Below are 14,705 nucleotides of genomic sequence, written 5' to 3' on the forward strand. Positions count from 1 at the left end.
TTTCACTATTGGAATTTTTAAATTTAAAGTACCATTTTCTCAATTGGGCAAACCAAAATTCCTTCAGCACCAGCTGCTTTCAATTGATCAATTACTTCCCAAAAAGTATCTTTGTCAATTACGGTGTGAACACTACTCCAACCTTCTTGAGCCAATGGCATTACTGTGGCACTTTTCAATACTGGAAGAATACTGCTTACAGCCTCGATTTTATCGTTAGGCACATTCATCAAAATATATTTTGATTTTCTAGCTCTTAAAACCGATTCGATTCTGAATTTTAATGTATCAATGATTTTTTGAGATTCAGCAGAAACTTTTGGAGAAACAGCCAAAACAGCTTCACTTTTAAAGATTACTTCTACCTCTTTCAAATTATTTTTAAACAAGGTACTTCCGCTGGAAACGATATCTACAATTGCATCAGCCAGTCCAATATTTGGTGCAATTTCTACCGAACCTGAAATTTGGTGGATATCAACGGTTACTCCTTTTGAATTACAATAATCAATTACCGTATTTGGGTAAGAAGTCGCAACACGCAAACCGTTCAAATCCTGAATAGAATTGTATTGAAACGCCTTAGGTACAGCAATAGAAACTTTACATTTAGAAAAACCTAATTTTTGGATTACTTCAATGTTTTTTCCTTTTTCAACCAATAAATTGTCTCCTACAATAGCAATATCCACAACTCCATCAATCAAATATTGAGGAATATCGGAGTTTCTTAAATACAAAACTTCCAATGGAAAATTTGATGCTTCAGCCTTTAACTGATCAATACCATTGTTGATAGAAATTCCTGCATCTTTTAAGATTTGGATACTATCTTCGTTTAATCTACCTGATTTTTGAATTGCAATTTTTAGCGTACTCATTGTTTTGTTTTTTTTATGTTTTATTGAATGTGTTTGAGTACAAAGGACTTAACACACAATGAAAAACCCGTTTGATGTACTCAAACGGGTTTATTAATATGATGACTTACACGCATACCATTAACACATCGCTTGAGAGCAATAATGTGAATGATGATGATGCAATTGATTTGATAACATTATGATTTTGTATTAATCTTAATTTTGTGATGCAAATATAAGTTATAAAATAGTTACAACCAAATTTTTAATTTAACTAAATGTTTCAAAAATATTAAAAAATCAGTACTCATTGTTTTCTGATTTTGGACTTGCAGCATTACTATTTTGATTCACTGCTTCAGAACGAATTTCGGTATGACGAATTTCTCCTCCCGAAGTTCCTACTTTTGTTGACAAAAACACAGCTACGGCAGCAATAGCAACTATTGCGTAAGAAAAGAATGTGGCTTTAGGATGATTTCTAATATTAGTAATCAAGCCTATCACCGAAACCACTCCCAATAAATACAAAACAATAGCAAATTTCTCGGCTAATTCTTCATGATTATGAATAATTTCATGCCCAATAGTTGGCATATCTTCCACTATTTCTTCCGCCCCTTCACCGGTTGACATAGAAAAAACCGTGAAAACAGCGGCTATTATAAATAAAAAATAAGCGGTATTTTTAATCGAAATACTTCTAAAATAAACACCTCCAATCAAAATTATTAATCCTAAAATAGTTCCAACAATCGGGAAATGATTAACCAACATGTGTAAATGGGCGTCGTTCATAATATTTGTTTTAATTGGTTTCCTACTCTAAAAATAAAATATTTAATATTATCTGGCAAACAAAACTCCTGTTAATCGAGTTAATTTTATCTAGTTTTCAGCTTTTCATTATTATATAAAACTGAAATGAATTTTCATTTGACAAAACGATGTTAACTAGTCTTAATTATTGTGTTAAAATACCTAATTTTGCGAAAAATAAATTTAAAATATGTTCCCCACAAAAAAACTAGCACCGTTTTACAATCTTACTTTTTTTTATATAGCTATCAGTATCATTCTTAGAATTGTACTCATTTTTCATCCTATCACTCAATCTTCTTTTTCAGGTTTAGAAATTGCAAAGATTTTTTCACTGGGTCTAATTTCTGATTTACTCGTTTTTATTGTAGCCAGTGGATTCTTGTGGTTGTATCTTATTTTTATTTCTAATGCCAAATATCAAAAGCCTTACGGATACATTCATCTGGGAATATTAGTAGCTTTACTAATCTATATCGCTTCAGGAAAAACCATCCTTTCTGAGTACGGAGGAGCTTTACCAACAATAGGATTAATATTTGTAGGGATTAAAACCCTGTTGTTTTCATTATTACTTTTTTTACCTAAAAAAAGAGATAAAATCAGGTATTGGCTTTTTGCTTTTGTGATGTTTCTATATGTTGTTTTAATCCTTCAAAATGCAATTAGTGAGTACTTTTTCTGGAACGAATTTGGAGTAAAATACAACTTTATTGCTGTTAATTATCTGGTTTACACCAATGAAGTTATTGGGAACATCATGGAATCTTATCCTGTAATCCCTATTTTTTCATGCTTGTTTATCATTGCTGGAATCATCACTTATTTTATCATTAAAAGATCCAAGATTTACATTGAAAAAATCCCTTCTGTTTTTGAAAAAATCCAAATCTCATTTATTTATTTTCTTTTGTTTGGACTTGCACTTTGGAGTATCCCGAAGTTAGCAAAGACTGAAAATGCTCCTAATGTATTTACCAATGAATTGCAGGCAAATGGTATTTATCGCTTTTACCTGGCTTTCATGAATAGCGAATTGGATTATTTTAAATTCTACAAAACCTTACCCGAAAACGAAGCTTATGCTTTGTTAAACAAGCAAATTCCTAATATACAAGGATTTTCTACAACCCGAAACATTCAATCAGACAGTGCCGAAATACATAAGAATGTTGTGTTGATAACAATCGAAAGTTATAGCGCCGATTTCATGAAAATGTACGGTAACAAGGATAATATCACACCATTTTTAGACGATTTAGCGACTAAAAGTTTAGTGTTTACCAATTTATACGCTTCAGGAAACAGAACCGTTCGTGGATTAGAAGCTGTTACTTTATGCCTTCCTCCTACTGCCGGAGAAAGTGTGGTGAAACGAAAAGACAACAAAAACAAATTCTCTACAGGAAGCATTTTTAAATCCAAAGGATACAATGTAAAATACCTTTACGGAGGAGATGCATTTTTTGATAATATGCAGGATTTCTTTACCGGAAACGGCTATGGTATTGTCGATAAAAAAACCTTCAAACCTGAAGAAATTACTTTTTCTAATATTTGGGGAGTTTGTGATGAAGACATGGTGAATAAAGCAATCAAAACCATGAATACTGAAGCACAATCAGGGAAGCCATTTTTTAATCATTGGATGACGGTGAGTAACCACAGGCCTTTTACTTATCCTAATGGGAAAATAGATATTCCCGGAGACTCAAAATCAAGAGAGGGCGGTGTAAAATATACCGATTATGCAATGAAGAAATTCTTTGAAATGACCGAAAAACAGCCTTGGTTTAAAAACACAATCTTTGTAATTATTGCAGACCACTGTGCTTCCAGCGCCGGAAAAACACAACTTCCTTTGGACAAATATAGAATTCCTGCTATGATTTATGCACCTGGATTTGTTAAACCACAGCATTATACGCAATTAATGTCTCAAATTGATATTATGCCTACTGCTTTAGGATTATTGAACTTTAATTACCAATCGAAATTTTTCGGGCAAGATGTGCTGAAAGCAGATTATAAACCAAGAGCTTTAATTGCTACTTATCAGGATTTAGGATTGATTAAAGACAATGTTTTAACTATTCTTTCCCCTAAACAACAAGTAAAACAATACGCACTTACATTAGACCCAAAAGAAGGAATTGAAGCTGATTTTCAGTTGTATTACACCCAAAAACTTCTGAAAAACGAAAGAACTGATTTAGTAAATGATGCGATTTCGTTTTATCAAACTGCTTCTGACATTTTGAAGAAAAAGAAATATCAAAAACAATAAATTAGTTCAAATATAAAATTGTCAATAAAGCCATTGAAGCAATGAATGCCCATAACAAAATTCCTTGTATCAATGGTTTTATTCCAACGGCAAGTAATACCGAACTGCTGAGTCCTGAACCAATAAAAAACAAAGTAACTGTTAATCCAATTTTAGCAACAGCAACAATATAAGGAGTAGCAATTGCCACTTGAGGAACATAAGTATTTGCAATCATAGCCAGAATAAAAAATCCTATGAAATAAGGGATTTTTATTCTGCTTGCTTTGTTTTTAAACAGGAAACTTGTCAATAAAACAACTGGAATAATCCATAAAGCACGAGCTAATTTTACGGTAGTTGCAATCACCAAAGCTTCAGCACCATATTTATTAGCCGCTCCCACAACCGAACTGGTATCATGAATAGCTAAGGCGCACCACAACCCAAAATCTTCCTGAGATAAGTTTAACCAATGCCCAATAGTTGGAAACAAAAACAAGGCAATAGAATTTAAAATAAAAATAACTCCTAAAGCTACTGAAGTCTGTTTCTCATCCGATTGAATAACCGGAGTAATTGCTGCGATGGCACTTCCACCACAAATGGCAGTTCCGCACGAAATTAAATGCGAAGTTTTTTTATCGGTATTGAGCCATTTTCCTAAAATTCTTCCCAGAAAAACAGTACTAAATATTGTGGCAACCGTGAGTATAAAACTTTCTTTGCTAGACAATAAAGCATTAGTAACATTCATTCCAAAACCCAAACCTACAACGGAAACCTGAAGTAAAACACGAATGATTTTATGGTTTAAATGCAACCAGGGATGTCCTGAAATATTAGCAACAAGCAAACCCAATAATAATGCAATAGGCGGAGTAATTATTCCTGTCAAACAAACCAATAGCAAACTGACAAAAATCACCTGCTGCGTTCTGCTGTGTTTTTCTAAATTAAAGATTCCGTTTTCAGGGAAAATTTTGGATTGTTTTTTCAAGAGAAATCTTTTTATTAAAATTTAAAATTGCCTACAACAAACCGTTGTATTTTCGAACAAACCATTCAATTGCAAAAAAGCTGCAAATAAACACCAACAGCCATTTCCAGTCAATCAAAGGAGAACGTTTGATGTTGTTTTTTTCAATCGTTTTATAATTCTCATCGGCTAAAAGCGATTGGATTAAAGTATCTATTTGATTCGGATAATAAACTTTTCCCTGTGTCAAAGTAGCTAGTTGATTCAAACGGTCCAAATCAGGATTTACAAATTGCTTTTCGATATCAAAATCTAAAATTTCAAAATGACTTGAATACGCAGCATTTGAATTCAATTCTTTCACTGTAAACTGATAATTTCCGGCAGCTAATCCGTCAAGATTTACCTTGTAGGCATTGTTTCCTTTTAGTAAATCGTAATTTTTAGTTTGCTTAGTTTTAGAATTAACTAGCGCAATTGTCAAATGTGCTTTTTCATCAAATTCATAATTCTTATTGAAATATTGAGCTGTGATTTCGATAGCATCTCCTGAATTGTAAAAACTTTCGTGATTGACCACCAAAGATTTTTTAGCATTATTTGTTGCTAAAAACTGAATAATTTTATCAATAAAAACATCATATTTTTCAAAAGATTCGTTTGTAATATGACTTTCTAAACGCCATTTCCAACTGTTCTCTCCTAAAAGAAAAGCCAAACGATTTCCCTGATTTTCGCTAAAAGCAAGCAAGGGTGCCTGAATGTCAATATTCCTGATTTTTGAAGAAAGTAAAACAGAGGTGTTTCCATTTACCTTGATTTTTCCATACGGATTTTGCAAAGGAGGAAAATTTTCGAAACCAATATTATCAATAGCAAAAAGATTAAATTGCAAATTATATTCAGCCAGATAATCTTCTTTTTGAGAAGTCATTTTAAATTCTAAATTACTTTGCTGTTGATTTAAAAATTCAAAATCAGTATGTGTTCCGGTAATAAAAAAAGAATTAATTCGGGCTGATTTATTAGCATCAAAAACTGATTTGAATTCAGATGTAGGTTGATAAAAAACCAAAACATTGTAATCTCTTAATTCATTGACTTGTTTTGGGTTAACTACAGTTGCTTTACGTTGTGCATTAGATTCAATTGCTCGTTTTAAAGCAGCAATATCAGGATGGTTTATTGATGAAATTATGGCAACATTGGTCTTTTGATCTATAATTTCTACAGCAAAATTTTTATGGTTATTATAGCTATTTTTTTCTTTTTCATTCGAAACCAAACTCGCTTTATACAACTGCGTCCCTATTTTATTTGCAGGCAACAAAAGAGAAATAACGGCTGTATTTTTAGCTGCTGAAAAAGAAACTTTCTGTTTACTTAAAACTGAATTTCCTTGCGAAATCTGAAAATTGGCAGCGGTGTTTTTTGTGCCTGAATATTGCAAAAACACTTCTACTGGAAATTTATTCTTTAGAAAAGCATATTTATTGACGTTCAGCTGATTAATTTTTAAATCAAAAACGGTAGTTGTATCTCCTAAAACTATTGGAAAAACTTTATTGGAAGCATCAAAACTATACACATAATCATTGCCTGAAGTTTGGTTTCCATCACTAATAAGCACCGTAGGAAACAAGCTGTTTTTGTTAATTGCTTTTAAATCTTTAGCAGCTACATCCAGATTAGTTTGGGAACCTTTGAAATTTAATTTTTCCAAAAGAGAAAACTCCGAGTCAAATTGATACGATTGAATATTGAATTTTTCATTCAATTCTTTATTGTTTTTTAGCTTCAAATACAATTCAGAAGCTGTTTTTTCAACTTTTAAAAAAGATATGGAACTGGAATTATCAACCACCACAGCAAGCGGAGGCTTAATTATTTCTGTATTATTGGTTGTAATTATTGGATTTACCAACAATAATAATATTCCAAAAATGCTCAAAAAACGCAAAAAAGCCAAAAATAAATTGATCTTTAATTTATTTTTGGCTTTGTAATAATATTGAAAATAAGACAACCCAACTGCTATTAATAATGAAAGTAATAATAATAGAATGGTGTTTGTTGTCATATTTTTTTAGTAATCAGTGGTCAGTTTTTTTTAGTGATCAGACAAGTTTTAGCGGTCAATTTTCAATATTCACTGAATACTAAAAATCTGAACACTGAACACTTCTTATGTAAGCATTCCTCCGCAAACATTCAATACTTGTCCTGTAACATAAGCACTCATATCTGAAGCTAAGAATAAACAAGCATTTGCAACATCTTCAGTAGTTCCACCGCGTTTCAATGGAATTCCTTCTCTCCATCCTTTTACAACATCTTCGCTTAATTTAGCAGTCATTTCAGTTTCAATAAATCCTGGAGCAATAGCATTGCAACGAATATTACGAGAACCTAATTCTAAAGCTACTGACTTTGTAAATCCAATAGCGCCAGCCTTAGAAGCTGCATAATTAGTTTGTCCTGCATTTCCGGAAACTCCTACTACAGAACTAATATTGATGATTGAACCTGCACGTTTTTTCAAAAATGTTTTTTGAATGGCTTTAGTCATATTGAAAACCGATTTCAAATTCACATCAATTACCTGGTCAAAATCAGCCTCTGACATACGCATTAACAGATTGTCTTTTGTAATTCCGGCATTATTGATAAGAATATCAACTGTACCAAAATCAGCTAAAATAGTATCTACTAAAGTTTGTGCTTCATTAAAATCGGCAGCATTGGATTTATAACCTTTAGCTTTAACACCTAAAGCGTTCAATTCATTTTCCAACACTTGAGCTGATTCAGCAGATGAGCTGTATGTAAAAGCCACATTAGCACCGTTTTTTGCAAAAACTTCAGCAATTCCTCTTCCAATTCCGCGACTTGCGCCTGTTATAATAGCTACTTTTCCTTCGAGTAATTTCATATTATGATAATAAGTTTATTTTCTAAATTGAGGTACAAATATAAACGATTTAGATGTTTTATAAAATTTATGCTATAAAAAAAGCCTTACCGAAGTAAAGCTCTTAATAATAATATTTTATTGCACTGAAAATGAATTAGAAAGCTACATTCCATCTTGGCAATTTTGCATTTTTACTTAAAAAATTTTGCAAAATCTGAGCTTCAACAAAAGTAGGAATCACTTTAGTATCATCGTTAAATGTTTCGTACCAAACTACTTCTAAACGGCTAATTTCTTCTTTTTTCATTTGTGCAGGCCAAGAATATTTTCTTCCTGTTTTTGCAAATTGGTGACCGTTTACAATTTTGTCATACAATCCGCCATTTTTAGTTTTCAAAGTACCATCATTTTGTACTGTTCCTGTAGAGCCTACCATGATTAATTCTTTTTCATCGGCAACATCAAAAACTAAAAATACCCCAGAACCTTCAGAGGCATTACAAACTTCTTCTAAGCTATCTTCGATTGTTAATGAAAATTGATTTTTAACTTCGAATCCTTCTAATTCCTTATACATAGTATTTTCTTTTGAATTGATTTTTCAAAAAGCATAAAGAAAAGCACGCTTTTTAGAAACCAATTATTAATTTTTAATTTGTTTTAAGTAAAATTAGCACTCCTAATTTTAATCGAGTGCAAATGTATTTCTTTAATTCTGTTTTATACTAAAAAAGCCCCACAAATGTGAGGCTTAATTTATTTAAAATTCGGTTTTATAGATTATCCTAAAACTTCTTTTACTTTTTTACCAATTTCAGCTGGTGAATCAACAACGTGGATTCCGTTGTCTCTCATAATTTGTTTTTTAGCAGCAGCAGTATCGTCAGAACCTCCAACAATAGCACCAGCATGTCCCATAGTTCTACCAGCAGGAGCAGTTTCTCCAGCGATGAAACCAATTACAGGCTTACGGTTACCGTCAGCTTTGATCCATTTAGCAGCATCAGCTTCTAATTGACCTCCAATTTCACCAATCATGATGATAGCTTCAGTTTCTGGATCGTTCATTAACAATTCAACTGCTTCTTTAGTAGTTGTTCCAATGATTGGGTCTCCACCAATACCGATAGCGGTAGTGATTCCTAAACCTTGTTTTACAACTTGGTCAGCAGCCTCATAAGTTAAAGTTCCTGATTTAGAAACGATACCTACAGTTCCTTTTTTGAAAACGAAACCTGGCATGATACCTACTTTAGCTTCACCCGGAGTGATAACACCTGGACAGTTAGGTCCAATTAATCTAGCGTTTCTTTCTTTAGCGTAGTTGTTAGCGTTAATCATATCAGCAACAGGAATACCTTCAGTAATTGCAATGATTACTTTAATTCCGGCATCAGCAGCTTCCATAATAGCATCAGCAGCAAAAGCTGGTGGTACAAAAATAATAGAAGTATCAGCTCCTGCTTGCTCAACTGCATCTTTAACAGTGTTAAAAACAGGAAGATCTAAGTGAGTTGATCCTCCTTTTCCCGGAGTTACACCACCTACAACGTTAGTACCATATTCAATCATTTGAGAAGCATGGAAAGTACCTTCGCTTCCTGTAAATCCTTGTACAATTATTTTGGAATCTTTGTTAACTAAAACACTCATGGTATATATTTTATATGATTTTTAAATTTGTGATGCAAAAATAAGGTTTTCGAAATTATTCTGAGCGGTTTTCTTATCAAAAAAAAGATTGATATTCCACCCATTTTGTTAGCTTACACACAAACTATTGACTTTTTAAACAAAATCGATAATTTACAGTAACTTTTTTTATTGTTTTAATTTATCAAGAATTTCTGGAATTTTTTTGATATTGGCTAATTGCTTTAATTTTTCTCTGGATTCCTGAATAGGTGTTCCAAAATAAGTTTTCCCTCCTTCTACTGATTTAGTCACTCCGGTTTGTCCCATAACAACAGCTTTTCCTCCAATTGTAATTCCGCTGGTTGTACCAACTTGTCCCCAAAGTGTAACTTCGTCTTCAATGATTACACAACCTGCAATTCCGGTTTGAGAAGCTATTAAACATTTTTTTCCAATCACAGTATCATGACCTACATGAACCTGATTGTCAATTTTTGTTCCTTCGCCAATGGTAGTATCACCAGTAACACCTTTATCAATAGTACAAAGAGCTCCAATACCAACATTGTTTTTAATGACAACGCGACCTCCTGAAAGCAATTGATCAAAACCATCAGGACGTTTTTTATAATAAAAAGCATCTGCTCCAAGAACTGTCCCTGCATGGATAATCACATTATCTCCTATTATTGTATGATCATAAATAGAAACATTAGAATGAATCAAACAATTTTTCCCAATGACAACTCCATTTCCAATAAAAGAATTAGGCTGGATTATAGTTCCTTCACCAATAACAGCAGTTAGCGAAATAGCAACTCCTGAAAACTGAAAAGGTTTGAAATAATGAGTTAGTTTGTTGAAATCGCGGAATGGATCATCAGAAATAAGAAGTGCTTTTCCTTCAGGACAATCCACTTCTTTGTTAATCAAAACAATTGTAGCTGCCGAGTTTAGTGCTTTGTCGTAGTATTTAGGATGATCTACAAAAACAATATCTCCTTTTTCTACCACATGAATTTCGTTCATGCCCAAAACTTCAAAATCTTCATTACCTACAAATTCACAATTAAGTAAATTTGCGATTTCTTTTAAAGAATATGCTCTTGTAAATTTCATATATTTAGTATTCAGCCTGCCTTTAGGTAGGCAGGTGTTCAGTTTTCAGTGTCCAGTCTGATTTTCAAACTGGAACACCAAACTCTGTAAACTATTCTTTAACACGCTCCATATAAGAACCTGAAGCGGTATCAATTTTGATTTTATCACCTTCATTAATAAACAAAGGTACGTTAACTGTAGCTCCTGTTTCAACAGTTGCCGATTTAGTAGCATTTGTTGCTGTGTTACCTTTTACACCAGGCTCAGCATAAGTTACTTCAAGAATAATTGAAGCCGGCATATCTACTGATAATGGCAAGTCAGTTTCAGTATTAATCTGAACCATTACATTAGTTCCTTCTTTCAATAAATCCGGAGCGTCAAGAATGCTTTTGTTCAAGGTGATTTGCTCAAAAGTTTCATTATTCATGAAATGAAATTGATCTCCTTCGGCATATAGATATTGGTAAGTATGTGTTTCTACACGTACATCTTCAATTTTATGTCCAGCCGAAAATGTATTATCCAATACTTTTCCAGTAGTTAAACTTTTCAATTTTGTTCTTACAAAAGCAGGTCCTTTTCCTGGTTTAACATGTAAAAATTCGATAATTTTATAAATATCGTGATTGTATTTAATACAAAGTCCGTTTCTAATATCTGATGTAGATGCCATTGTTTTAATTTTTGATTTAAGATTTCTGATTGTAGGTTTAAATCCAAATCAGTCTTCTATATTTATTTTTTAATGTTTGTTATTCTATAATATTAAATGAATTCAGGTTAGAAATCTAAACTCTAAAATTAGTAGTTTCCTGAATATCCTTTCATAATACCACGAGATGAATTTCTAATAAAATCGATAATTTCATCTCTTTCAGGAGTTGCTTCCATTTCGGCTTCGATAATCCCTAAAGCCTGAGTGGTATTGTAATTCTTTTGATATAAAATTCTGTAAATATCCTGAATCTCTCTTATTTTTTCGGTTGCAAAACCTCTTCTTCTTAATCCAACAGAATTTATACCTACATAAGACAATGGTTCTTTGGCCGCTTTAGTATAAGGAGGAACATCTTTACGGATTAATGAACCACCTGAAACCATAGCGTGATCTCCAATATTGATAAACTGATGCACGGCAGCCAAACCACCTAATACGGCGTGTTTACCCACAATTACGTGACCACCTAAAAGAACACCATTTACAATAATAGCATTATCTCCTACTACACAATCGTGAGCAATATGAGCCGCTGCCATTATTAAACAATTATTTCCAATAACAGTTTGCCCTGAAGCACTTGTACCTCTATTAATTGTTACACATTCTCTAATAGTACAGTTGTCACCAATAATTGCCAATGAATCTTCGCCACCAAATTTTAAATCTTGAGGAACTGCCGAGATAACAGCTCCAGGAAAAATATTGCAATTTTTTCCAATTCTTGCACCTTCCATGATGGTTACATTTGAACCGATCCAAGTACCATCACCAATTACCACATTGTTGTGAATGGTTGTAAAAGGTTCAATAACCACATTTTTGGCGATTTTTGCGCCAGGATGAACATATGCTAATGGTTGATTCATCTATTTTTTGTTTTTATAATTAATTACCTTAATTACTATTAAAAAAGCCTTTTATAGTAACAGGGAGGGAACTGTTTCTATCTATTGTTGTTTTTTTGCAATTTGAGCCATTAATTCAGCTTCAGCAACTAATCTTCCATTAGCATAAGCATTAGCTTGCATGTGGCAAATCCCTCTTCTAATAGGAGTTATCAAATCACACTTAAATATTAAGGTGTCTCCAGGTAATACTTTATGTTTGAATTTTACATTATCCATTTTCATGAAATAAGTCAAATAATTCTCAGGATCCGGAACAGTGCTTAATACTAAAATACCGCCTGTTTGTGCCATTGCTTCTACAATTAAAACACCTGGCATAACCGGGGCATCAGGAAAATGTCCTACGAAAAAACTTTCATTCATAGTAACATTTTTCATACCTACAACATGATTTTCAGACATTTCGATGATTCTGTCAATCAACAAAAATGGAGGTCTATGAGGTAATACCGACATGATTTTATGAATATCCATCAATGGTTCTTGATGTAAATCATAAGATGGAACAAAATTTCTTTGTTCGATTTTAATCATCTTAGCCATTTTTTTAGCAAATTGTGTGTTTACAAAATGCCCTGGCTTATTAGCTATAATTTTTCCTTGAATTTTTGTTCCAATTAAGGCCAAATCTCCAATTACATCAAGCAATTTGTGTCTTGCAGCCTCATTTGGATAGTGTAAAGTAAGGTTATCTAAAATACCATTTGGTTTTACATTGATTGTGTCTTTACCAAAAGCCACTTTTAAATTTTCCATTGTTGTAGTAGAAATTTCTTTGTCTACATAAACAATTGCATTATTTAAATCACCACCTTTAATCAAACCATTATCTAAAAGAGACTCTAATTCGTGTAAAAAGCTAAAAGTTCTTGATGATGCAATTTCAGTTTTAAAATCGCTTATACTTTTAAGAGTTGCATTTTGTGTACCTAATATTTTAGTACCAAAATCAACCATTGTAGTTACACTATAATGGTCACTAGGCATTACCAGAATTTCGCTACCGCTAGCTTCATCAGTAAAAGAAATAACTTCTTTTACTACATAAACATTACGTTTAGCATCTTGTTCTTCAACACCTGCTTTTTCTAAAGCTTCAACAAAATATTTTGAGGAACCATCCATAATAGGAAGTTCTGAAGCGTTTAGTTCAATGATAACATTATCTAAATCACAACCTACTAAAGCTGCCAAAACATGCTCAGGAGTTTGAATTTTAACGCCTAATTTTTCTAAATTTGTTCCTCTTTGAGTGTTTACAACATAATTTGCATCTGCCTCAATTACCGGATGTCCTTCAAGATCCAACCTAACAAAAGTAAAACCATTATTTGCAGGAGCAGGCTTAAAAGTCATTTTAACTTCCTTACCAGTGTGTAACCCAACTCCCGTTAACGAGATTTCTGTTTTGATGGTTTTCTGTTTAACCATTGTTTCCATTTTTTTGGTTTAATATTTGTTTTTTTAATTCGTCAATTTCTGCAATTATTTTAGGGAAATTTTTAAAATGCACATAGGATTTACTAAAGTCATTATAACCAAATGTAGGGCTACCCTGTAAAACTTCGTCATCTTTGATATTCCTTGCCACCCCTGATTGTGCCTGGATTCTAACATTATTTCCAATTATCAGATGTCCTGATATTCCTACCTGTCCGCCAATCATTCCGTTTGTACCTATTTTAGTAGAACCGGCAATTCCGGTTTGTGCGGCTATAACTGTGTTTTCGCCTATTTCAACATTATGGGCAACCTGAATTTGATTGTCTAATTTTACACCTTTTCTAATTCTTGTAGAACCTAATGTGGCTCTGTCAATTGTGGTACAAGCCCCTATTTCTACATCATCTTCAATAATCACATTCCCTATTTGAGGGATTTTCTTGTATGTCCCATCCTGATTAGGTGCAAATCCAAAACCGTCTGAACCAATTACCGTTCCTGCGTGAATAGTACAATTATTACCTATTATAGTTTCAGAATAAATCTTGGCACCCGCAAAAATAGTCACATTATTACGAATGACAACATTATCCCCAATAAAACAATTAGGATAAATTTTTACATTATCTCCAATGACCACATTAGTACCAACATAGCTAAAACTACCTAAATATAAATTTTCACCATATTTTACGTCTTCAGAAAGTACTGTATGAGATTCAATGCCTACTTTAGCGGCTTTTCTCGCCTGATCGTAAAATTCTAACAATTTGGAAAAAGCCATATAAGCATCGTCAACCTTGATCAAAGTGGTTTTCAAATCTGATTCAGGGACAAAAGTTTTGTTTACAATGGTTATTGTAGCCTCGGTAGTGTAGATATAATTATTGTATTTAGGATTAGATAAAAAAGTTAGCGAACCTACTTTTCCCTCTTCTATTTTAGATAGCTCGTGTACTTCAGCCAGAGGATTCCCCACGACTTCACCTTCTAAAACACCCGCTATTTGTTCTGCTGTAAATTTCATTCCGACAAAAATATAAAAAAATAGAT

The 14,705-nt window shown here is 32.8% G+C and carries 13 protein-coding genes; 1 reads left to right on the forward strand and 12 read right to left on the reverse strand.

The window, feature by feature from the left end:
• Nucleotides 1–23 precede the first annotated feature (23 nt).
• Nucleotides 24–881, reverse strand: a complete 858-nt coding sequence (gene hisG / locus EOD40_RS15345) for an ATP phosphoribosyltransferase (RefSeq protein ID WP_128197031.1) — start codon at nt 879–881, stop codon at nt 24–26.
• 282 nt (nt 882–1,163) lie between these two features.
• Nucleotides 1,164–1,661 carry a hypothetical protein gene (locus EOD40_RS15350; protein ID WP_128197032.1) on the reverse strand — a complete coding sequence of 166 codons (498 nt, stop codon included), beginning with the start codon at nt 1,659–1,661 and terminating at the stop codon, nt 1,164–1,166.
• Nucleotides 1,662–1,872: 211 nt separating this feature from the next.
• On the opposite strand from EOD40_RS15350, the gene EOD40_RS15355 reads away from it, so the two are divergent.
• Nucleotides 1,873–3,969 (forward strand): LTA synthase family protein, encoded by a 2,097-nt coding sequence (locus EOD40_RS15355; protein ID WP_128197034.1) that lies wholly within the window; start codon nt 1,873–1,875, stop codon nt 3,967–3,969.
• Between the two features lies 1 nt (nt 3,970).
• On the opposite strand, the gene EOD40_RS15360 is transcribed toward EOD40_RS15355, so the two are convergent.
• The 10 genes from EOD40_RS15360 to lpxD form a co-directional block, all read right to left on the reverse strand.
• A complete protein-coding gene (locus tag EOD40_RS15360; RefSeq protein WP_196781458.1) occupies nt 3,971–4,912 on the reverse strand; it encodes a YeiH family protein in 942 nt (313 codons plus the stop codon).
• Nucleotides 4,913–4,979: 67 nt separating this feature from the next.
• Complete coding sequence (locus EOD40_RS15365; protein WP_128197036.1) at nt 4,980–7,007, reverse strand: hypothetical protein; 2,028 nt, start codon at nt 7,005–7,007, stop codon at nt 4,980–4,982.
• A gap of 105 nt (nt 7,008–7,112) precedes the next feature.
• A complete protein-coding gene (fabG, locus tag EOD40_RS15370; protein WP_128197037.1) occupies nt 7,113–7,859 on the reverse strand; it encodes a 3-oxoacyl-[acyl-carrier-protein] reductase in 747 nt (248 codons plus the stop codon).
• Nucleotides 7,860–7,995: 136 nt separating this feature from the next.
• The gene (locus tag EOD40_RS15375; RefSeq protein ID WP_128197039.1) at nt 7,996–8,418 is read right to left on the reverse strand and encodes a hypothetical protein; all 423 of its coding nucleotides are present in this window, start codon (nt 8,416–8,418) and stop codon (nt 7,996–7,998) included.
• A gap of 203 nt (nt 8,419–8,621) precedes the next feature.
• Nucleotides 8,622–9,494 carry a succinate--CoA ligase subunit alpha gene (gene sucD / locus EOD40_RS15380; protein ID WP_128197041.1) on the reverse strand — a complete coding sequence of 291 codons (873 nt, stop codon included), beginning with the start codon at nt 9,492–9,494 and terminating at the stop codon, nt 8,622–8,624.
• A gap of 168 nt (nt 9,495–9,662) precedes the next feature.
• Nucleotides 9,663–10,595, reverse strand: a complete 933-nt coding sequence (locus tag EOD40_RS15385) for a UDP-3-O-(3-hydroxymyristoyl)glucosamine N-acyltransferase (RefSeq protein ID WP_128197043.1) — start codon at nt 10,593–10,595, stop codon at nt 9,663–9,665.
• Nucleotides 10,596–10,686: 91 nt separating this feature from the next.
• A complete protein-coding gene (efp, locus tag EOD40_RS15390) occupies nt 10,687–11,253 on the reverse strand; it encodes an elongation factor P (RefSeq protein WP_128197044.1) in 567 nt (188 codons plus the stop codon).
• Between the two features lie 128 nt (nt 11,254–11,381).
• A complete protein-coding gene (gene lpxA / locus EOD40_RS15395; protein WP_128197046.1) occupies nt 11,382–12,167 on the reverse strand; it encodes an acyl-ACP--UDP-N-acetylglucosamine O-acyltransferase in 786 nt (261 codons plus the stop codon).
• Nucleotides 12,168–12,248: 81 nt separating this feature from the next.
• Entirely contained in the window at nt 12,249–13,640 is a 1,392-nt protein-coding gene (locus EOD40_RS15400) for a bifunctional UDP-3-O-[3-hydroxymyristoyl] N-acetylglucosamine deacetylase/3-hydroxyacyl-ACP dehydratase (RefSeq protein ID WP_128197048.1), read from the reverse strand.
• The gene (lpxD, locus tag EOD40_RS15405; RefSeq protein ID WP_128197050.1) at nt 13,633–14,679 is read right to left on the reverse strand and encodes a UDP-3-O-(3-hydroxymyristoyl)glucosamine N-acyltransferase; all 1,047 of its coding nucleotides are present in this window, start codon (nt 14,677–14,679) and stop codon (nt 13,633–13,635) included. Before lpxD ends, EOD40_RS15400 begins: the two co-directional genes overlap by 8 nt.
• Nucleotides 14,680–14,705: the final 26 nt, after the last annotated feature.

Origin of the sequence: Flavobacterium sufflavum (assembly GCF_004016525.1) — a bacterium.
Taxonomy (GTDB): domain Bacteria; phylum Bacteroidota; class Bacteroidia; order Flavobacteriales; family Flavobacteriaceae; genus Flavobacterium; species Flavobacterium sufflavum.